Genomic DNA, 21,303 nt, shown 5'->3' with positions numbered 1-21,303 from the left:
TGGACCCATTGTGGAGACGGTCGAATGCCAACGATGAGGAACGATCAATTGCACGGCACCGAGGAACCCCTCGCCAATTCACGCGTGTTCTCCGCCACCAGCGCTGAAGAACTTCACGCGATGCTTCAGGCCAACAATGGGGCCAGTGTCGTGCGGGTCGATGGTAACGGCCGTAACCTTGCGGTGATTGGCAATCATTGCTTTCTGCCCCATGGCGAATTGTGGTTCAGCCGTTCCAGTGAACAGGTGATCGTCAACTATCCCAACGACGATGTTCTCCGCGTGCGTTTCTGGCACAGCGGCACCGGCGCCACGTGTCGGGGTCGCAACACGTTGCAGGTGGCGCAGGGCCAGGCGATCGCCTCGACCGCCGCTGCCGAGGTCGACTTCGAGGCCGGTTTCGGGCAAGTCTGCTGGCGCGCCACCAAGGATCGGATCGAACAGAAGGCTACCGCCTTGACGGGTCGACCACTTGGTGCCGCGCTGAATATCGAAACCGCGCTCGATCTCACCAAGCCCGCGGGCGGCACCCTTCTATCGATCCTGTCCTGCATGCTGCAACTGGCGAACAATGCCGATGGCAGGCCGTTGCCGATCGCCCTGGGCGAGCTGGAGCAGGCCTTCATCGTCGGTCTGCTCTCGGCGGTGGCCCATGACAGCCAAGGCCGTCTCGACGGTCCCGCCCGCGGCGTGGCGCCGTGGCAGGTGCGTCGTGCCGAGGCGTATATCGAGGCCAATTGGAACCGGTCGATCACCATCGAAGATCTGGTCGACGTGACGGGCACCAGCGCCCGCAGCCTGTTCCGCACGTTCAAGGAAAATCGCGGCTGCACGCCGCTTGAATTCGCCCGCGGCGTCCGCCTTGAGCATGCGCGCCGCATGCTGGAGAATCCCGACATGGATGCGACCGTGACGCTCACCGCCACTGCCTGCGGCTTTGGGGATCCCGGCCATTTTGCCAAGGAATTCCTGCGCGCCTTTGGCGAGCGGCCGTCGGTCATCCTCGCGCGCAAGCGCGGAATGGTTGCGGCCTGACCCTAGGCCCGGTTCCCGAAGCGCCGGGCCGACCCTGTCGCTTTCACTTTTGTGACACCTTTGCGTCAGCAACTTGTCATCGACGAACGGCTAGTTTTGAGCCTATCTGAGGATGAACAAGATCTGAGCCCCGTCACATGCACCATCCAGGTCACATGCACCATCCAGCCAAGGCGCTGCCGCGCATTTCCCCGCCAATTCCGGCAGCGACCGTCTGGCTGCTGCAGGGCGCGCGGCTGGGCGACAATCAGCAGGTGCTGGCCCTCGGCGCGGCACTCGAGGCGCGATTTGGCTGGCGCCTGGTGGTCAAGCAGCTGAAATTCATCTCCGGCCGCTATCCCGCGCCGGATGTCGCCCAGAATTTCGCCCGGGCCCTCGATCATGTCGATTTGGCCCAAAGCGACCCGATCGCCGCCGATGCTGGCCATCCCTGGCCCGATCTGGTGATCGCCATCGGCCGCCGCATGGCGCCGGTCGCCAGATGGATCAAGGCGCAGAATACGCCAACGGGCATCCACATCCAGCTTGGCCGCTTCCAGGCGCCGTTTGACAGTGTCGACCTGCTGGTGACCACGCCGCAATATGGCCTGCCGGCTGCCACCAACGCGTTGCACCTCAGCCTGCCCATCACCGCGCCAAGACACCTGGATCCGGCGACGCTGGCCATGCCGGCCATGGCGTCGATCCTCACCATTGCCGGCCCGCGCATCGTCATGTTGATCGGCGGCCCCTCCAGCCCGATCGGCTTCGACCTCGCCGATGGAGAGCGCCTGCTGCGCGAGGGCCTGGCCTTCGCGGCTGCCCGGAAGGGGACATTGCTGGTGGCGACCTCACCCAGAACGCCGCGCGCGGTCGTCGATCTGCTGCGCCAGGAACTACCGGCGCCGCACAGGTTTTTCCCGTTCGAAGCCGGCAGCGGCGAAAATCCCTATCCGGCGCTGTTGGCGTGCGGCGATGCCTTTGTGGTCACCTCCGACAGCGTCTCCATGGTGGCGGATGCCAGCCTCACCGGGCGCGAGGTGCGTCTTGTCGAGCTCCCGGTCAAGGCGCCGCGCCCGCTGTGGCAGCCGAGCTGGCCGCTGGCCCATTGGGTCGGCCGCCGTCGCAACATGCGGCTGGTGCGCGGTCTTGGCGCCGACTGGCTCGACCGCTGGTACGAAGGCGAGGTTCGCGCCGCGCGCGCCCAGCCGACACGCCATGTGCCGACGATCATGAACCGGCTGCTGCGCGAGCGGCATCTGGCGCTGCTCTCCGATCCCAGCCCGCCCCGGACCGACCTTGCACAGTTGGCGGCGGAAGAGCTGGCCATGGTGTCGACGCGGATCCTGGCCTTGCTGACGCAGCGGCGCACGGCCGCCTTGCGCACCCGCATGGCGGTGGGTCCATCGGTTGACAATCCATCGAATGACCTGGGTCCCCGCGGCATCATCCTGGCCCAACCCGGCGCAGCCTCTGCCTGATCCGGTCAGCGTTCCCGCCCGAATAGCTGATAGAGCAGCATCAGCAGCAGGCCGATTGTCGACATCGCGGCGCCGGTCAGGGCGATGCTGTCGCTCTGCAGCCCGAAATAGCCGACCAGGCCAAAGGTAGCCCCCAGCACGACATCCAGGGCCAGGAGCGCCATGACCAGGAAGTTGTTGCGCTGCGGCTTGCCCAGGGGCGTCGTGAGCTTGGCCACGATCGGCGTGATCCCGGGGATTTTCTGCGGGGTCTCGGGGCTGGCCGCCGGCGTGGCGTTAACGGATGGCGGCGGTTTGTCGCCAGCGATCACTCGGTTGATGGCACGCAGAATGTCGCGCAAACCAGGCTGCTCAGCGGTCATTTCGGCCAGGGTCTCCGGGTGGACGGACATCGGTTCAAGGCGGACGGATCGCAAAAAGACCAGCCGGGTGCGGATAAAATCGGATGGTTGGTTTTGACGATCCCCACGCCCCTAATTTAACCGATTCGCCCTGCCCTGTCAGATATGGATGGTTGACTAAATTGGTAGGATAAGAGGCCACCCCGCCACAATCGTTAAGATTCCCATCTCGACTATCTTGCGCGCCTGCGAGAACCGCCTATATATCCCCTCGAAACCAATGCCTAAGGACGACCGACTGGCCCTGTGCCGGTCTTCGATCACCGGGGCATGTTCTGATCAATAAGTTGCAAGTCGGGGATCCCCCGGACGGGTGCTTCGCGTGGAAGGCCCAGGGCAGGGATTTGCCGCAAGAAAGGAAGAAAGCCATGGCCAAAGTTATCGGCATCGATCTCGGCACGACCAATTCCTGCGTCGCCGTCATGGAAGGCAAGGACGTCAAGGTCATCGAGAACGCGGAAGGTGCCCGCACCACCCCCTCGATGGTCGCCTTCACGGAATCCGGCGAGCGCCTGGTCGGCCAGGCCGCCAAGCGGCAATCGGTCACCAATCCGGAAAACACCCTCTTCGCCATTAAGCGCCTCATCGGCCGCCGCTATGACGACCCGATGACCAAGAAGGACATCGACCTCGTCCCCTACAAGATCGTCTCGGGCGACAATGCCGATGCCTGGGTCAATGCCCATGGCAAGAATTACAGCCCCAGCCAGATCTCGGCCTTCATCCTCGGCAAGATGAAAGAGACGGCAGAAGCCTATCTCGGCGAAAAGGTGACGCAAGCCGTCATCACCGTCCCGGCTTACTTCAACGACAGCCAGCGCCAGGCGACCAAGGATGCCGGCAAGATCGCCGGCCTTGAAGTCCTGCGCATCATCAACGAGCCGACTGCGGCTGCGTTGGCCTATGGCATGGACAAGAAGAATGGCGGCGTCATCGCCGTCTACGATCTTGGTGGCGGTACCTTCGACGTCTCCGTGCTGGAAATCGGCGACGGCGTGTTCGAAGTGAAGTCGACCAACGGCGACACCTTCCTGGGCGGCGAAGATTTCGACGCGCGCATCATGGATTACCTCGCCGAGGAATTCAAAAAAGAGAACGGCATCGATCTCAAGAAAGACAAGCTCGCTCTGCAGCGCCTGAAAGAGGCTGCCGAGAAGGCGAAGATCTAGCTCTCTTCCTCGATGCAGACCGAAGTCAATCTGCCGTTCATCACGGCCGACCAGAACGGTCCGAAGCACCTCACCATGAAGCTCACGCGCGCCAAGCTCGAAGCCCTCGTTGACGACCTCATCGAGCGCACCATGGAGCCGTGCCGCAAGGCCCTCAAAGATGCCGGCCTGAAGTCGACCGACATCCAGGAAGTGATCGTGGTCGGCGGCATGACCCGCATGCCCAAGATCCTCGAGAAGGTGAAGGAGTTCTTCGGCAAGGAACCCAACCGCTCCGTGAACCCGGACGAGGTCGTCGCCATCGGCGCCGCCATCCAGGGCGCGGTGCTGAAGGGCGACGTGAAGGACGTGCTGCTGCTCGACGTGACGCCGTTGTCGCTGGGCATCGAAACGCTGGGCGGTGTGTTCACGCGTCTCATCGACCGCAACACGACCATTCCCACGAAGAAGAGCCAGGTATTCTCGACTGCTGAGGATGGCCAGACCGCGGTTACCATCCGCGTCTTCCAGGGCGAGCGTGAAATGGCGGCGGACAACAAGATCCTCGGCCAGTTCGATCTCGTGGGGCTCCCGGCGGCGCCGCGCGGTGTTCCGCAGATCGAAGTCACCTTCGACATCGACGCCAACGGCATCGTGAACGTCTCGGCCAAGGACAAGGCCACCGGCAAGGAGCAGCAGATCCGCATCCAGGCCTCGGGTGGTTTGACCGACGCCGACATCGAGAAGATGGTGAAGGACGCTGAGGCCCATAAGGCCGAGGACGAAAAGCGCAAGAAGGTGGTCGAAGCCCGCAACCAGGCCGAAGCCCTCATCCACAATGCTGAAAAGCAGGTGAAGGATGCCGGCGACAAGGTCTCGGCCGAGGACAAGGCTCTCGTCGAAACCGCGTCCGCCGATCTGAAGGCGGTCAAGGACGGCGAGGATGTCGAGGCGATCGAAGCCAAGACCCAGGCCCTGACCCAGGCCTTGATGAAAGTCGGCGAGGCGCTCTACAAGGCGCAGGCGGCCGAAGGTGCGCAGGGTGAAGCGGCCGGTGCTGCCGGCGACGCCCAGGCATCGGCCAATGATGAGAAGGTGGTCGACGCCGATTTCGAGGAAGTCGACGACCGCAAAGGCAAAAGCGCCTGATGAGGTAAACGCGTTGTGACAGGCGCGTTGAAATAACGAGGTCGGGGTCCGTATCGGCAGGATACAGACCCCGGCCTCTGTTTTTGTCCATACCAACCTACTGCAAATGATTTCATCATGAAGCGCGATTATTACGAAACGCTCGGGGTCGAAAAGGGTGCCGATGCGGACGCCCTGAAAAAGGCCTTTCGTAAGAAGGCGATGGAATTCCATCCCGACCGCAATCCCGGAAATACCGAAGCCGAAGCCAAGTTCAAGGAATTGAACGAGGCCTATGACGTGCTGAAGGACGAGCAAAAGCGGGCGGCCTATGACCGCTTCGGCCACGCCGCCTTCGAGAATGGCCATGGCGGCGGTCGTGGGGGCGGTGGCGGTTTCGACGCCGGCGGCTTTGCCGACATTTTCGACGAGATGTTCGGCGATTTCATGGGCAGGCGCGGTGGCGGCCAGACCCGCGGCCGCGGCTCGGACCTGCGTTTCAACATGGAAATCACCCTTGAGGAAGCCTTCCACGGCAAGCAGAGCACCATCCGCGTGCCAAGTGCCGTCGTGTGCGAGGATTGCAACGGCACCGGCGGCGAAAAGGGCGCGCAGCCGATCACCTGTCCGGCCTGCCACGGCCATGGCAAGGTGCGCGCGACGCAGGGCTTCTTCACCATCGAACGCTCGTGCCAGCATTGCGGCGGCGCCGGCAAGGTGATCGAGAAGCCGTGCAAGACCTGCCATGGCGCCGGTCGCACGGCGCGAGAAAAGACATTGCAAATAAATGTCCCGGCCGGTGTCGAGGAAGGCACCCGCATCCGTCTCGCCGGTGAAGGCGAGGCCGGCATGATGGGCGCGCCATCCGGCGACCTTTACATCTTCCTCGCCATCAAGCCGCACAGATTGTTCGAACGCGAGGGTGCCAATGTGCATTGCCGCGTGCCCATCGCCATGACCACGGCGGCCCTGGGCGGACATATCGAAATCCCCACCATCGATGGCGGCCGCGCCAAGGTGACGGTGCCGGCCGGCGCCCAGACCGGCCAGCAGTTCCGCCTCAAGGGCAAGGGCATGTCCGTGCTGCGTTCCCAGTCTCGCGGCGACATGTATGTCGAACTCACCATCGAAACACCGGTCAACCTCAGCAAGAAGCAGAAGGATCTGCTGGCGCAGTTCGAGGCCGAAGGAAAGAAATCCGGACATCATTCGCCCCAGAGCGAAGGGTTTTTTGCCCGGGTGAAGGAATTCTTTGACAGCGGCAATGATTAGGCGCGGCCAAGGCTGATCAACGCTTGACGGTTGAGCGGCCCAGGGTTCTCCTGTCGAAAACGGCGTATGGGACCATGTTGCGGGGGCGGCGTGGCAAATCAGGGGAAGCGGCTTGACGCAGGATGTCCAACCGGAGCCAGCGCGGGGTGGTGAATACGGCAGTCAGCCGCTCCCGGCATTGCCGGCCGGTTTTACGACCGCGCTTGCCGATCGCCTGCGCACGGCGCTCTGGGTCTTCGACATCGATCAGGCGCGTGTCATCTGGGCCAACCCGGCGGCGTTGCGGGTCTGGCGCGCGGACAGCCTCAACGAGCTTTCCGCCCGCGACCTGAGGCGCGACATGTCGCCCGCGGTCGCCGCCCGGCTCAAACAGTATCAGGAAGATTTCATCGCCAGCGGCGCCACCTTCTCCGAAGTGTGGACCCTCTATCCGCAGGGCAAGCCGCAATCCCTGCGCTGCCTGTTCAGCGGCGTTCGCCTCGCCGATGGCCGCATGGCGATGTTCTGCGAGGGTCTCGCTGAATTCAACGACACGCCGGAAGCGCTGCGCAGCGCCGAGGCGCTGTTGCACAGCTCGGTCATGATCACCCTCTATGACCTCGACGGGCATATCCTCTACAGCAACCCGGCCGCCCGCAGTGCAGCGCCATCGCAAAACGGCGACGGTCGTGCCCCGCTGGTGACGCGCCTGGCCGATTCCGAGGATCACCAGCGCCTGGTCAGCACGTTGCAGCAGGCCGGCGAAGTGCGCATGGTGGCCCGCGTTCACACGGCGCAAGGATTGCGCTGGCACGAGATCACAGCGCGCCTGTGCAGCGATGCCGCCACCGGGGCGCCGGCCTGGCTGGTGAGCGAGGTCGACGTCACCGAATCAAAGGAATACCAGGCGGAGCTGGAGAATAACCGCGCCAAGCTCGAACAGCAGGCGCGGGAGCTGCGCCAGGCACATCAGGCGGCAGAAAGTGCCAGCCGCGCCAAGTCGCAATTCCTCGCCCATATGAGCCACGAATTGCGCACGCCCCTGAACGCGATCATCGGCTTTTCCGATGTCACCAGGCGCGGCACCTTCGGCATGGTGGAGCCGCCGCGCTATGGTGATTACGCGGAACTCATCCACGAAAGCGGCCGCCTGCTGCTCGACCTCATCAACGACATCCTGGATCTTTCCAAGATCGAGGCCGGCAAGATGGAGCTGAAACCGGCCCTGATCGATGCCAGGGATCTCGCCGAGGCCAGTACGCGGCTCATCTCGGGCATGGCGCGGGAGGCGAACGTCACCTTGTCGACCCATGTGCCCCCCGACACGCAGCCGGTCTATGGCGATGCGCGGACGATCAAGCAGGTGATCATCAACCTGCTGTCGAACGCGGTGAAGTTCACCCCGGCCGGCGGCCGGATCCAGCTCGCGATCCGGGACCAGCCGGAGGGCGGCAGCGCGATCCTGGTGTCCGACACCGGCATCGGCATGACGGCCGAGGAGATCGAACGGGCCCTCGATCCGTTCAGCCAGATCGACAGCAGCATCGCCCAGCATCACCGCGGCACCGGGTTGGGGCTGGCGCTGGTCAAGAACCTGGTCGAACTGCATGGCGGCCGGCTGATCGTGGAAAGCGGACCGCAACAGGGCACCATTGTCACGGCCTTGCTGCCGCAGGAACCGGTCGCCTGACCCGTCCGGTCCGGATCCTGTAACCAGAGCATTCTCCCGGTGCCTGTTGCCGTCCGTGGCAAACCTCGTCTAGATTTCGTCCAACATTGGTTCAGGGGGACTTATGGCGGGGAAGACTCAGGCCAAACGGCCAGTCACGAAGGCTGTGGCCAAGGCCGCCACGAAGGCAGCGCCGGCTGCCAGCCCAAAGAGTGGTGCAGCGAAAGGCTTGCCCGCAAAAGGTAAGCCCTTGCCCGAAAATACTAAAATGGCAAAGCAACCAGCGCCGAAAGCAGCGCCGGCCGCAGCCAAGGCGGCTACCCCGCCAGCCGCCAAGGCGGCGCCGGCGGCGCCCAAAGTCGTCGCAGCTACGGCCAAGGCGGCACCCAAGCCCAAGCGCCAGCTCAGTGGCGCGACTCGGGTTGGCATCGCCGGCTGCGCCGGCCGCATGGGCCAGATGCTGCTCAAGATGCTGGCCCAGGCGCCTGGCGTCCTGGTCGTGGGCGGCACTGAACGGCGCGGCTCCCAGGCCCTCGGCATGGATCTGGGTGCCCTGGCCGGCACCGAACCCTTCGGCATCACGGTCGGCGACGATCCGGCGGTCCTGTTCGACACGGCCGATGTGGTGATCGACTTCACCAATCCGTCCGCGACGGCCCTTCACGCGGGCTATGCCGCCAAGAACGGCACCGCCCATGTGATCGGCACCACCGGCCTCGACGCCGACCAGCAGGCGGCGGTTGCCCGTGCCGCGCAGCGGGCACCCATCGTGATGGCCGCCAACATGTCGCTGGGGGTCAATCTCCTCGAACTGGTGGTCGAGCAGATGGCGCGCATCCTCGATACCGAATGGGATATCGAAGTGGTCGAGATGCATCACCGCCACAAGGTTGATGCTCCCTCCGGCACGGCGCTGGCCCTCGGCGAAGCGGCGGCGCGCGGTCGCGGCACGACCCTGCGCCGGGTCGCCAAGCGCGGCCGCGACGGACAGGCGGGTCCGCGGGCCAAGGGCGAGATCGGCTTTGCCGCTTTGCGCGGTGGCGACGTCGTCGGCGATCATACCGTGATCTTCGCCGCCGATGGTGAACGGGTCGAGGTGACCCACAAGGCGTCGAGCCGCGAACTCTTCGCGCGCGGTGCCGTGAAAGCCGTGCTCTGGGCCGCCGGCAAGGCGCCGGGCCTCTATTCGATGAAGGATGTGCTGGGCTTCAGCGTGGGTGCGCAACCGGCGAATGGCGGATAACCGCTCTCCGGAAACTCAGCGCCGCCGCAATCGCGGCAAAGCCAGGCCGACCAGGATCAGCACCAGCGCCACCAGTGCGTTGGTGCCAGGCACTTCATCGTAGCCGAAGAAGCCCCAGCCCAGGCCCATCACCGGCACCAGGAAATTGTTGGTGGACGCAAAGCTCGCCCCGCTCCGGCGCATCAGCGTGAAGAACAGCCAATTGCCGAAGGCGGTCGAGAGCAGCCCCAGCCACAAAACGGCGAACCAGGCACTGCCCGATGGTGCAAGTTCCCAGGGCCGGTCGACATAGAGCCAGACCGGCAGCATGGTGAGGAGGCCCAGGGCGAGAATGATGCCAACCGTCATCTCGGCGCCCATCTGCGGCAGCCGGCGCGCGTTGACGCCGTAGAAGGTGTAGCTGAGGCAGCCGCCGAGAATGGCGATCTGCCCGATCACCTGGGCGCCCAACCCCTGCAGCGCATCGACGCCGACCAGCACGACGACACCGGCAAAGCCGCAGATGACGCCCATCACCTTGGGCGCGGTGAGCTTCTCGTCATGGGTCATGATGTGGGCGAGGATCAGGACCATCAGCGGGATGGTCGCCATCAGAATAGCGGCCAGTTGCGAGGTGGTGAACTGCTCCCCCCAGCCGATCAGGAAGAAGGGCAGCGAATTGCCGATGATGCCGAGGAAGGTCAGGCGCAACCAGATCGCCGCGCCACCGGATTCCGCGCCGCTACGCGACCATGACGGCCAAGGCTGCCCGCGCAACCGCGCCACGGAGAGCAGCACGGCGGCGCCGATGGCGATGCGCGCGGTGGCAAGGGTCAGTGGCGGCAGGCCGTTGCTGACCGCGACCTTGATGAACAGGAAGGACGAGCCCCAGACCAGCGCCAGCCCGAGCAGCATGCCAAATTCAAGCCAGCCGGGGTGGCGCAGGAGGGAACCCTGCTTCGGTGATGGCTGCGCCATGCCGCGTCAGGCCTGATCTGGAAGGGGGTGGGCGTCGCCGATTCCGCCGCTACGGTGCCGATCCAGTACCTGCGTGAGCTCGCCGGCGAAATCGCGCCGCTCCGGCGCCGAGAGAAACGATCCGATCTCGACTTGCTTGCCGTGGGAGCGCAGATAGAGCGCGCTATCCACCTCGGCCGCGCGCGTCAGGACAACCTGCAGCCAATAGGGCTGCAGTGCTATCGCGGTGAAGCGACCCTTGGCATCGACCCTCTCCAGCACCAGCCGGTCGTGATAGAGCCGCAGCCGCTCGGCCCGCCGGTCGCCACGGAAATGGCGCGAGAACAGGAACCAGAAGAGGACCCATTCGGCGCCGATGAAACCGAAGATCGGCCAGGCGCCGAGAATGAGGAAGGTCAGGCCATAAAGGCCCATGATGACGCCCGTGCCGAGGATGAGGATGAGATAGCCCCGCTGCCCGAGCGAGCGGTGCGGATAGAGCAGCGCCTCGAAGACCGGCAGATCATGGCCGGCACTCCCCTCAGCATGGGCGCGGTCCGGCCCGCGCATGGTCTCTTCCGCTTGCATGCGGCCAAGTATAGTGTCTCGCCCGAACGGCACAACCAGCCAGCCCTTCGCCCAAGACAGGCCAGCCATGCTCAAAAAAAGATCAGATCGAGGCATTCTTCAGCCGTCTGCAGAAGGCCAATCCGGCGCCCAAGGGCGAACTCAACTACGTCAATCCCTATACCTTGCTGGTGGCGGTGGTGCTCTCCGCCCAGGCGACCGATGTCGGTGTCAACAAGGCCACCGAGAAACTGTTCAAGCTCGTCGACACGCCGGAAAAGATGGTGCGCCTCGGTGAAGCGAAGCTGAAGGAGCATATCAAGACGATCGGCCTCTTCAACACCAAGGCAAAGAACGTCATCAGGCTATCGGAGATTCTGGTGGCAGAGCATATGAGCCAGGTGCCGCGCGATCGCGAGGTCCTGCAGACCCTGCCGGGCGTCGGTCGCAAGACGGCGAATGTCGTCCTCAACATCGCCTTCGGCGAGCCGACCATCGCCGTCGATACCCACATCTTCCGTGTTGCGAACCGGACAGGCCTGGCGCCGGGCAAGGATGTGCTTGCCGTGGAACTGGCCTTGGAAAAACGTGTGCCGGAGAAATTCAAGCAGCACTGCCATCACTGGCTGATCCTGCACGGCCGCTATGTCTGCAAGGCACGGACGCCGGATTGCGCCGCGTGCCTTCTCAGGGACATCTGCCAGTACAAGGCAAAGACGTTGTAGCGGCCGGATCTGTTAGAGCTTGATCCGCACGCTGTATGTCAGCACCGTCGAACCTTCCGCCGGCACCTCGACCAGCCAGCGGGCCGTGTTGGAATCGAGCTTCTCATGGGCCTGCGATTCGTCGAGCACCTTCCACTCGCCCGGGAAGGCTTCGCGCAGATCGACGGTCACCTTTTCCTTCTTGGCGTTCTTGATCTCGACCTCATACTCGTTCTCATAGAGATCGTCGGCGAGCTTGGTATAGTTGGTCTGCTTGGCGCGGGCCGTGATGTCGAAGGCTTCACCCAGGGTAAGATCGACGCGCTCGTTCTTGGGCGTGTGGTCGACATGATCCTCACCGACGAACAGCGCGTTGCCGGCACTGTCCTTCTTGTAGACGCGGATGATGCCGGCAGGCAGCGGCATGCCGAGATTCGATTTTTCCTCATTCTTGAATTTCAGCTTCACCACGGTGTTCTGGCGCGGGCCTTCGCCGAAATTGTAGCTGTAATTGCCCCAGACATTGGCGCTGTTGGTGATGAGGTATTGCTTCTCCACCGGAACGCCGGATGCCGCCAGCATCGCCACCTGCTTGGTCTGGTTCTCCTTCAGCGTGGTGGGGCGCTCAAGCGTGTAGAGATGATACTCGAAGGCGGCTTCCTCCATCATCTTCGGCGCGGCCGGCACGGCATCCATCGCCATCGCGCCGCCGATCGCACGCTCCATATAGGGCTGTACCTGGTTGACGTTGCCGGTAACGAGCTGGAGTTTCGCATCCTTATAGGTCACGCCGCTCTGATTGGTGAGCGTCACCAGGCCGTTGATGCTGACGGTCTTCTCGTCGGCGGCGAGGTCGACCACGTAATCGGCCGACCAGGACAGGCCGCGGCTGAGATAGGACAGATCGACGGCGACATCGCCGGCCTTCTCGGCGTTCGCCTTCACGACCAAAGTGGGGCGGGCCCGCAGATTGGCGGGAACGCCCGCATAGACGAAGCGGCCCGGGATCGCGGTTTCGATACGGTCACCGATTTTCAGCACGGCCTGACCGTCGGCGACAGACAGGACTTCCGCCTCTTCGCTGCTGTCTTCGCCGGTTTCCGGATTGGTGCGGAACACGCGGATCTTCTGGCCGACCGATTTCTCCAGCAGCTTTTGGGCGGTGAGCAGATCGAAGTCGAAATTCTGTTCCAGCACATCGAGGGCGCCGCCTGCCGAATTCAGCAAGGCGGTCTCCGGGCGCATGCCCGCGGCCACGTCGATAAAGGCGATGTCGTTTTCGCCCAGCGCCACCGGCACCTTGCGCGAATCACGGATGAGCGCCAGATCCTGGTTGTAGATGGTGACGCTGATGCCCGTCTGGCTGTCGGTGGTGACCGCCGTCTCCGCCCAGGCGGCAGCGCTGGCGGTGAGGGCAAGGGCCAAGGCCGTGCCGGCGACGAGAAGTGAACGCATGGGAAAATCCTCTATCCGTTTGATCGGGTGATGTGGTCTGGATGCGAACAGATTTGGCTGCAGAATGCGGCAAGACTATGACAGCCGCTGCCGGGCGCTCAAGGGGCGGCCATCACGTTTGCGTGCGCAGATCTCAGAGATCTTCGGCTTCGCGGAAAATCACAAGCCGGATATGCGCGGCATCGTCCGGACTGACGCCGGTGCTGGCGATGAGGCTGTCCGGCCCACCGGCCGCGCGCAAGCGCGTCGCCAGCGCATTGGCAAGCATCATGCCCTTCTGCCAATGCGCGCCATCGCTGCTGGCCGGCAGTTCGGCCAGGATGGCGCTTTCATTGGGCGTTACCGCGAGCAGGCCGGCCAGGGCAAAGAGCAGGTCCGTGTCGCGATCGGCCGACGACGCCTCGGTGTTGATGCGCGCCATCGGTAGGTCGAGCGCGATCTTGTCAGTGAGCGGCGTCACGACGATCTCGGCCAGGGCCGGCGCCGCATCGACCTTGGTCTGCAGCAGAGTCGCCAGATAGTCGGTGTTGCGGCCTTCATCGGCCGGCTTCGTCGCCATCGACTTGTCCGCTGCGCCATTGTCGCCGGACAAATCCGATTCGGCCGATGACTCGATACCGAAGGCCGCCTGCATCCGCGCTCGATCGGTCTGCGCCAGGGAATAGAGCAGCACGAAGCTGGCGAGCAGGCAGCCGGCAAAATCGGCAAAGCTCATCAGCCAGACCGGCTGCTTGATTTCCGGATGTTCCTGCCTTGCGGCGCGGATGAGATCTTCGCTCGACATGAGTCAGGGTGCTCCGGTGGTGTCGGCTGGCGCCGCCGGTCGCGGATCGAGGCGCACCAGCAGGCTGAGCGTCTCGCCTGGCCCGGGGCGCTGCTGACGAAGAGACGCGCCGGGTCGATACCCCCGGCGCTGGCGGTTGTGGCGAGAGCGCCGGCAAAGGCATCAGCGACCGCGCTCTCGCTGAAGCGCAACTCCAACTCGTAATCCAGATCGGCGGGCCGCTTGCCCAGCGCCGCCACCAGCGCCGCCATGCCCTTCTCGAATTCGGTCGTGGCGGCCTTGGTCGTCGTATCGACCACGGTGCTGAGCGGCATGGTCAGGACGACGCGGTTGCCACCGCTCGACCCCGCCACCTCCGCCAATGGCACGGACGTCTGGAACCCGTTCGCGGCAGCGCCAAGGACTTTTGCCGCGGTTTGCCCCTCACCCTCTGCGGCATCCCCGGAGGTGAGCGCAAAGGTGTCACGGACCCCGCTCATCAGGGCGCGCATGCGGGTGTTTTCATGCAGCGAAATGCTGGTGAGGACGATCATGAAGGTGGTGATCATCAGCATCAGGCTGACAAAAGTCGGCAGGCTGGGGTTGCCGGCCGGCACGAATTTCGCCTCCGGCAGGGGTAAAGGCCGCCGATGGGCGCGCCTTTCCTTGCGTGGCAGCGGTGATTCCAGCTCGGCCAATGTCCAAATCCCTTGCTACGACCCGTTCAGCATAGCGGAAATGCAAGGATCAGGCCACTTTCGGCCCCACTACAGCTTTTGACGGGCTTTCATGGCCTGGATCAGGGTCCCGTCATCGAGATAGTCGAGCTCGCCGCCCACCGGCACGCCATGGGCAAGGCGGGAAATGGTGAGGTTGAAGGGCTGCAGCCGGTCGCCCAGGTAGTGCGCCGTGGTCTGGCCGTCAACCGTGGCGCCCAAGGCCAGGATGACCTCCTTCACCTCGCCACCCTCCAGGCGCCGCAACAACGGGGCGATCGAAAGCTGTTCCGGCCCGATCCCGTCCAATGCCGAGAGCACGCCGCCCAGCACATGGTAGCGCCCCTTGAACGTGGCGATCCGCTCCAGCGCCCACAGGTCGCTGACATCGGCGACGACGCACAACATGCCGGCATCGCGGCCGGGATCGCGGCAGATGGTGCAGGGGTCGGACGCGTCGAGATTGCCGCAGACGCTGCAGGTCTTCACATGGGCTGCGACATCGCCCAGCGCATTGATCAGCGGGTGCAGCAGCAGCTCGCGCTTCTTCATGAGATGCAGCACAGCGCGCCGCGCCGAGCGGGGCCCCAGCCCCGGCAGCCGCCCCATGATCTGGATGAGCCTGTCGATGTCGTTCATCTGGGCGCCGCTTGCGCTCAGCGATCAGAACGGCAGCTTGAATCCCGGCGGCAGCGGCAGGCCGCCGGTGACCTTGCCCATCTCCTCGGAAATATAGGCATCGGCCTTGCCGCGCGCGTCGCGGAGAGCCGCGCTGATCAGATCCTCCAGCACTTCCACCTCGGCCGGGTTGACCAGGCTGGGGTCGATCTTGACGCGCTTGGGCTCGCCCTTCGCCGTCATCACGATGCTGACCATGCCGCCGCCGGCCTGGCCGGTCACTTCGGTCTGTTCCAGCGCCGCCTGCATCTCAGCCATCTTCGACTGCATCTGCTGGGCCTGCTTCATCATCTGGCCGAGATTCTTCATAACTCGTCGTCTCCAATCGGGAAATCCGGGTCGGCGCCGCCATTTTCCAGATCCGGCGCATCGGCATCGGAGGTGGGCGTGGCGGCGGCATATATCAAGTCGCGCACATCATCGATCGTGGCGCCGGGGAAGGCGCGCAGCACAGCCTGCACCAGCGGATGATCGGCGGCACTGGCCCCGCGCGCGGCGATGGCGGCGGCTTCCTTTTCCTTCAGCGTCGCCTCACCCGCGGCATTCGACAGCGAGACCAGCCAGCGCTTGCCGGTCCACTCCAGCAGGCAAGCGGCGATGCGGTTGGCAAGATTGGCCGGCGCGCGGTCGGACGGTCGGAACTCCAGGCGACCCGGCTCGAAATGGACCAGATGCACGTCGGACAGCAGATGCGCGAGCAGGATTGCTTCGCGCTTGGCGCGGAACAAGGTGATGATGTCATCGAAGCTCTGCGGGGCGGCGAGCGTCGCCGGATCCGGCTTTGCCGTGGCATGACCCACCGCCGGTGGCGCTTCCTGCGGCACAAGCTCCATGCGCGCCACGGCGCCTTGCGCCTGCGTGCGCGGCCCCCCGCCATTGCCGCTCCCGACATAGCTGCTGGCGATGGCTGATGTGCCGGCGCCATTGCCATTGCGTGGATTGCCGCCGGCGGGCGTACCGGCCACGGGACCAGCGGCAGGTTGGCCGGTGCCAAGGCGCTTCACGAGATCGCCCGGCGTCGGCAAATCGGCGACATGCATCAGGCGGATGAGCGCCATCTCGACGGCGGCCAGGGCCTGCGGCGCCGATTGCGCTTCGCCAAGACCCTTCAGCAGCATCTGCCAGGTCCGCGCCAGGATCGGCATCGACAGCTTCTGTGCAAGCTCCGCGCCGCGCTTGCGCTCGGCCTCGGGCATGGTCGGTTGCGCCAGCACCTCGGCTGAAATCCTGGCACGCGTCAGCAGATGGGTGAGATCCAGAAGATCCTGCACGACGACGATCGGGTCGGCGCCGGCGCGGTACATGAGGCCGAGGAGGTCGAGCGCCTTCGCGGCCTCGCCGCCCATCACCGCCTCGTAAAGATCGAACAATTGCGTACGGTCGGAGAGACCCAGCATCTCGCGGATCTGCGCTTCCGTGACGGCACCTTCCGCCATGGCGATCGCCTGGTCGAGCAGCGACAGGCCATCGCGCGCCGACCCGTCGGCCGCGCGGCTGATGAGCGCCAGCGCATTGGGTTCGACCGTGACGTTCTCGGCCGCGACGATGCGCGCAAAGTGTGCTGCCAGCACATCGGCCTCGATGCGCCTGAGATCAAAGCGCTGGCAACGCGAGAGCACCGTCACCGGCACCTTGCGGATCTCCGTGGTGGCGAAGACGAATTTTACATGGGCGGGCGGTTCCTCCAGCGTCTTCAGCAGCGCGTTGAAGGCGCTGTTGGAGAGCATGTGCACTTCGTCGATGATGTAGACCTTGTAGCGCGCCTCGACCGGGCGCGTAGCGCACGCTGTCGATGAGCTCGCGCATGTCGCCGACACCGGTGCGGCTCGCGGCATCCATCTCGATGACGTCGACATGACGGTCCTCGGCGATGGCTATGCAATGCTCGCATTGGCCGCAGGGGCTGGCGGTGGGGCCGCCCTTGCCATCGGCGCCGACGCAGTTGAAGGCGCGGGCCAGGATGCGCGCGGTCGTCGTCTTGCCGACACCGCGCACGCCGGTCAGCATGAAGGCGTGGGCAAGGCGTCCCTGGGCGATGGCGTTGGTGAGGGTGCGGACCAGGGCGTCCTGCCCGACGAGGCCCGCAAAATCGCTCGGCCGATATTTGCGGGCCAGCACGCGGTAATGCCCATCGGCACCGCCACCTGCTGCTTGGATTGGCCCCTCGTTCTCACTCATGCACTGGTCTTTGCCCGGAAGGAAAAAGCGCTAGGAAGGTGGTACAAAAAATCGCGCACCGGCGCCAGCAATCTTAATGCCGCGACGGCGTCGAAATGAGGTGTCATTGCTGAACGGGAGAGGTGGGAGGCTGGCCTGCGACCCGCATGCAAACTCGTTACGGCTGCTTCCTTCCGGACCTGACCGGGTTGGCGAGACATACGTCCGCCACCAACCTCCCGGGCGAGCTTATAGCAAGAATCCACCCACCCTGCGCAACAGCTCAATTGCCGCAAGCAAATATCGTTACGATTCAGCGCGTTGGTAACTTGAGTGGCCGGTATCAGGGACGGTCGAGCAGTTCCTGCCGGATGATCGAGCCATCCTTGGCCTTCATCTCGGCTTTCAGGATGACGCCGTCGGGCCCGTACCAGACGTCACGGTTGAGCTCGCCCGTAAATGAGAAATGCCGCGCCTCGATCTGGCCTACCGGCAGGACAAGTGCCACCTCGCCCTTATCCGCGACGGTGACCTGGTGCTGCCGCGCCCGCACGGTATCCAGCACGGTGGTCTGGTTGATGGCATCTGGATGCCACAGCGTGCTGGGAATGAGATTGCCGGGCACATCGCGCTTCTTGGCGTTGAACTTGCCCTGCAGCCGATCGCCCTTCCTGCGCAGATCGACCTTGCGCTCCTCGCCATCATCAAGCGTGTCCGAGGTCATCGACAGCAGCACGCCATCCTGCCAGGTCTCTTCGATATGTTGTGTGAATTTGTAGAAGCTCAGCCCCAGCATGCGAACGTCGATGCTGACATCGGTGATGACCGTGAGGCCCTTGTCGCCATCATGCAGGAAATCCAGTTTCTGCGTGCCGATGGGATCGCCGTCGCGGGTGATGGTGTAGATGAAGCGTCCCTCTGGCGGCGTGAACGGAAAGCCAGCGGCAGCGGAAGCGGATTGCGTGTTGGCGACCAGTGAATCGGCGCGGGCGATGCCGGACATGGCGGTGGCCATGCCGACACCAGCCGTCAGGGCAAGTGCCGAATAGGTGATCTTCAAGAGCAATTGCCGCCGCGAAACGCTCATGGCAAGTTTTATAACCTATTGGTCCATTGGTTGCCGTATGATCGGCCGAAGCGCCGAAAAGGTCAAATCCGCTCTGGTGACCGCCAAGGTAAATGTGTCGTGACAATGTGACCGTCAAGGCATTGCGCCGCCAGAAAATCACGTCGCGAAATTAACGAATCCGGGACATGCACACTTTTTTCTACGCCACGGGTAATTTTGATCGCAGCGCGCAGCACCGCGAAGACCATGGTTGGCTGAAAGCACGCCTGGCAGATCCGCGCAGTCGGCTTTATCCGGTCTGGCGCCTGCGCCATTTGGTGCAACAGGCAGAAAGCCCGTCATTGCGCCTGCTCGATCCAATCGCCCAGGCGGATCTCATCGCGCGCGCGGAAACCGTGATCCTGCTCGGTGTCGAAGGGGACGTCGCGCATTTTGCGCTCGACCTTTCCGTGCTCGATGAAAATGCGGCGATCGAGCTTGGCGATTTCCAGGAACTGCGCGGCATCGGACCGTTGCTGCCGCAGCGCGACGGCGCCTTGCTGGCTTATGCGCGGGGTCTTGCCTATTGGCACCAGCGCCATCGCTATTGCGGTGTCTGCGGTGCACCGACCGAGGTCAAGGCTGCGGGCCACCAACGCCAATGCACCGACCGCGCCTGTGCCACCGTGCAATTCCCGCGCACCGATCCCGCGGTCATCATGCGCGTCACCTGCGGCAACAAGATCCTGATGGCGCGACAGGGCATGTGGGCGCAGGGCATGCATTCGGTACTGGCCGGCTTCGTCGAACCAGGCGAGACGCTGGAAGACGCCGTGGCGCGCGAGGTGTTCGAGGAAGTGGGCCTGCGCGTCAACGACATCCGCTATTTCGGTTCGCAGCCCTGGCCGTTCCCGGCCTCCTTGATGCTGGGTTTCACGGCGGAAGCGGAGAGCGAAAAATTCGATCTTCATGACGGCGAAATCGAATCGGCGCGCTGGATGACCCGCATGGAATTGCTGAACTCGCCCGAGGATGAGAGCTTCCGCCTGCCGCGCGCGGATTCAATCTCGCGCCGCCTGATCGAAGATTGGGTGAAACTGTAGCTCCTTTAGCCGATCAACTTGATCTTCCTACATTTTGGTGTGTGTTCGGTAAATAGTATTGAAACGACTCCCGTAGTAAGATCATCGCTCCACGATTTCCTGTCTTAGTTGCAGCCGGAGCGACGTTCATGAGTGCCCTGCCCCTCAACATTGCTGCCGTGACGCCGCCGGCTGCCGCCTTCGCCAACCGCCTGGGCCGGGTCATTGCCGTCTCCGGTGCCAAGGTCGTGGGCCTGCTGGAACGGGACGCCAAGATGGACGCAGCCCAACCGGTGCGCGGTCCCCATATCGGCGAGCTCATCAAGATCATGACCGACCAATCGACGGTGTTCGGTTTCGTGACCGGCCTCAACGTCGAACATCCGCTGCAGCGCGACCGAGAAATGCGCCGCGTGGAATTGGAACTGGTCGGCGAAATCGATCATCGCGGCGGCGACAACGCATCGTTCCAGCGTGGCGTCTCGTCCTTTCCGGCGCTCGATGATGTGATGGCGCGGGCCAGCAGCGACGATCTACGGCGCGTGTTTACCCGGCCTGTGGACAGCAGCCAGCGCAGTGCCCGGATCGGCGCGCTGCATCAGGACCACACGATCCCGGCCGAGATCATGCCGGCCGAATTGCTCGGCAAGCATTTTGCCGTTCTGGGCACCACGGGCGCCGGCAAGTCATGCGCCATCGTCACCATTCTGCGCGCACTCCTCAGCCAGCATGCCAATGCGCATATCGTGATTCTCGATCCGCACAACGAATACGCCGCGGCCTTCAAGGACCAGGCCGAGATCGTGACACCCATGGATCTCGAACTGCCCTATTGGCTGCTCAATTTCGAAGAGCTGCGCGAGATGGTGATCGGCACAGGCTCACCGCAGCCGGATGCTGACGCGGTGCTGCTCAACCAGGTGGTGACCCAGGCCAAGCGCAACATGGTGCAGGATGCGGAAGCGGCCTTGCAGATCACCATCGATACGCCGGTGCCCTATCGCCTCTCCGACATCGCCAAGATCATCGACGGCATTCTCGGCAAGCTCGACCGCCCGGCCGACATGGCCGCCTATCATCGCATCCGCGAGCGCTTTGCCCATATGCAGGCCGATCGACGCCTCGCTTTCATGTTTCCCGGTGGCCTGTCAGGGGGCAGCAGCAGCAGCGCGCTGCAGGGCCTGGTCACGCGCGACAACATGGCCAAGATCCTCGGCCGCCTGTTCCGCGTGCCTGTGGGCGGCAAGCCGGTGACGGTCCTCGATACCTCCGGCGTGCCGGCCGAAATTCTCAACGTTGTCGTCTCGCTGCTGTGCCGCATGAGCTTCGACTTCGCCTTGTGGAGCGAGCAGAAGGCGCCGGTGCTGCTGGTCTGCGAGGAAGCGCATCGCTATGCTCCGGCCGACACCAAGGCCGGTTTCGAGCCGACCAAGCGCGCCCTCTCGCGCATCGCCAAGGAAGGCCGCAAATATGGTGTCTCGCTGTGCCTCATCAGCCAGCGCCCCTCGGAACTCGACACGACCGTGCTCTCGCAATGCAGCACCATCTTCGCCTTGCGCATGACCAGCCAGAAGGACCAGGAATTCCTGGCGGCCGCGTTGCCGGAATCGAGCCTGGGGTTGATGAGCGAACTCCCTTCCTTGCGCAACGGCCAGGCCATCGCGGTCGGCGAAGGTGTGCCCTTGCCGACCCGGATCGATTTCGACCGGTTGGCCGAGGAACACCAGCCGCACAGCCGCACGGCGCCCTTCGCCACCGCCTGGCAGCAGGACCAGCTCAGCGCCGCGGATCTCGGCGATATCGTCAAGCGCTGGCGGCATCAGGGCTAGGCGCCGGCATTTAAGCTCTTGGCAGGACAGCGT

At 64.0% G+C, this 21,303-nt stretch carries 17 protein-coding genes, 1 other RNA gene and 2 pseudogenes; 9 read left to right on the top strand and 11 right to left on the bottom strand.

From position 1 onward, the window contains the following. Positions 1-24 precede the first annotated feature (24 nt). Together IPK59_13630 and IPK59_13625 are read left to right on the top strand one after the other, a co-directional pair. Positions 25-1,035, top strand: a complete 1,011-nt coding sequence (locus tag IPK59_13630; GenBank protein ID MBK8159751.1) for a helix-turn-helix transcriptional regulator — start codon at positions 25-27, stop codon at positions 1,033-1,035. A 137-nt stretch (positions 1,036-1,172) separates the two neighbouring features. Continuing rightward, positions 1,173-2,495: a mitochondrial fission ELM1 family protein gene (locus IPK59_13625; protein ID MBK8159750.1), complete on the top strand. Its 1,323-nt coding sequence runs from the start codon at positions 1,173-1,175 to the stop codon at positions 2,493-2,495. 5 nt (positions 2,496-2,500) lie between these two features. Here the strand turns inward: IPK59_13625 and IPK59_13620 are convergent, their stop codons facing one another. Further along, positions 2,501-2,857, bottom strand: coding sequence for a hypothetical protein (locus IPK59_13620; protein MBK8159749.1), 357 nt, complete (start codon positions 2,855-2,857; stop codon positions 2,501-2,503). A 407-nt stretch (positions 2,858-3,264) separates the two neighbouring features. Between IPK59_13620 and dnaK the strand changes: the two are divergent. The 4 genes and pseudogenes from dnaK (at position 3,265) to IPK59_13600 (ending at position 9,335) form a co-directional block, all read left to right on the top strand. Next, positions 3,265-5,193, top strand: a pseudogene (gene dnaK, locus IPK59_13615) (molecular chaperone DnaK). Between the two features lie 114 nt (positions 5,194-5,307). Continuing rightward, positions 5,308-6,444 (top strand): molecular chaperone DnaJ, encoded by a 1,137-nt coding sequence (gene dnaJ, locus IPK59_13610; protein ID MBK8159748.1) that lies wholly within the window; start codon positions 5,308-5,310, stop codon positions 6,442-6,444. Positions 6,445-6,556: 112 nt separating this feature from the next. After that, positions 6,557-8,113: a PAS domain-containing sensor histidine kinase gene (locus IPK59_13605; protein MBK8159747.1), complete on the top strand. Its 1,557-nt coding sequence runs from the start codon at positions 6,557-6,559 to the stop codon at positions 8,111-8,113. Positions 8,114-8,360: 247 nt separating this feature from the next. Further along, a complete protein-coding gene (locus IPK59_13600; GenBank protein MBK8159746.1) occupies positions 8,361-9,335 on the top strand; it encodes a 4-hydroxy-tetrahydrodipicolinate reductase in 975 nt (324 codons plus the stop codon). A 15-nt stretch (positions 9,336-9,350) separates the two neighbouring features. On the opposite strand, the gene IPK59_13595 is transcribed toward IPK59_13600, so the two are convergent. Together IPK59_13595 and IPK59_13590 are read right to left on the bottom strand one after the other, a co-directional pair. Continuing rightward, entirely contained in the window at positions 9,351-10,292 is a 942-nt protein-coding gene (locus IPK59_13595) for a DMT family transporter (protein MBK8159745.1), read from the bottom strand. Between the two features lie 6 nt (positions 10,293-10,298). After that, the gene (locus IPK59_13590; GenBank protein ID MBK8159744.1) at positions 10,299-10,928 is read right to left on the bottom strand and encodes a DUF2244 domain-containing protein; all 630 of its coding nucleotides are present in this window, start codon (positions 10,926-10,928) and stop codon (positions 10,299-10,301) included. Between the two features lie 17 nt (positions 10,929-10,945). Between IPK59_13590 and nth the strand changes: the two genes are divergently transcribed. Continuing rightward, on the top strand, positions 10,946-11,563 hold the full coding sequence (nth, locus tag IPK59_13585; protein MBK8159743.1) for an endonuclease III: 618 nt from the start codon (positions 10,946-10,948) through the stop codon (positions 11,561-11,563). 12 nt (positions 11,564-11,575) lie between these two features. Here nth and IPK59_13580 read toward each other — a convergent pair whose 3' ends face one another. The 8 genes and pseudogenes from IPK59_13580 to IPK59_13545 form a co-directional block, all read right to left on the bottom strand. Then, positions 11,576-12,997: a DUF4139 domain-containing protein gene (locus IPK59_13580; GenBank protein ID MBK8159742.1), complete on the bottom strand. Its 1,422-nt coding sequence runs from the start codon at positions 12,995-12,997 to the stop codon at positions 11,576-11,578. Between the two features lie 133 nt (positions 12,998-13,130). Next, positions 13,131-13,781: a hypothetical protein gene (locus IPK59_13575; protein ID MBK8159741.1), complete on the bottom strand. Its 651-nt coding sequence runs from the start codon at positions 13,779-13,781 to the stop codon at positions 13,131-13,133. After that, a complete protein-coding gene (locus IPK59_13570) occupies positions 13,712-14,458 on the bottom strand; it encodes a hypothetical protein (protein ID MBK8159740.1) in 747 nt (248 codons plus the stop codon). Before IPK59_13570 ends, IPK59_13575 begins: the two co-directional genes overlap by 70 nt. Positions 14,459-14,527: 69 nt before the next feature. Continuing rightward, positions 14,528-15,115, bottom strand: a complete 588-nt coding sequence (gene recR / locus IPK59_13565) for a recombination protein RecR (GenBank protein MBK8159739.1) — start codon at positions 15,113-15,115, stop codon at positions 14,528-14,530. A gap of 24 nt (positions 15,116-15,139) precedes the next feature. Further along, positions 15,140-15,463, bottom strand: a complete 324-nt coding sequence (locus tag IPK59_13560) for a YbaB/EbfC family nucleoid-associated protein (protein ID MBK8159738.1) — start codon at positions 15,461-15,463, stop codon at positions 15,140-15,142. After that, positions 15,460-17,332: pseudogene (locus IPK59_13555) on the bottom strand (DNA polymerase III subunit gamma/tau). Before IPK59_13555 ends, IPK59_13560 begins: the two are co-directional and overlap by 4 nt. A 121-nt stretch (positions 17,333-17,453) precedes the next feature. Continuing rightward, positions 17,454-17,552: signal recognition particle sRNA small type (gene ffs, locus IPK59_13550), an RNA gene on the bottom strand. A gap of 102 nt (positions 17,553-17,654) precedes the next feature. Next, a complete protein-coding gene (locus IPK59_13545) occupies positions 17,655-18,398 on the bottom strand; it encodes a hypothetical protein (GenBank protein MBK8159737.1) in 744 nt (247 codons plus the stop codon). A gap of 167 nt (positions 18,399-18,565) precedes the next feature. On the opposite strand from IPK59_13545, the gene nudC reads away from it, so the two are divergent. Further along, positions 18,566-19,462, top strand: coding sequence for an NAD(+) diphosphatase (gene nudC, locus IPK59_13540; GenBank protein ID MBK8159736.1), 897 nt, complete (start codon positions 18,566-18,568; stop codon positions 19,460-19,462). Positions 19,463-19,590: 128 nt separating this feature from the next. Further along, entirely contained in the window at positions 19,591-21,270 is a 1,680-nt protein-coding gene (locus IPK59_13535; protein MBK8159735.1) for an ATP-binding protein, read from the top strand. Positions 21,271-21,303 lie beyond the last annotated feature (33 nt).

It is taken from the genome of Rhodospirillaceae bacterium, from assembly GCA_016712715.1.
GTDB lineage: Bacteria > Pseudomonadota > Alphaproteobacteria > Dongiales > Dongiaceae > Dongia.
The sequence above is the reverse complement of the archived record's forward strand: the minus strand, read 5'-3'. Positions and strand labels throughout refer to the sequence as shown.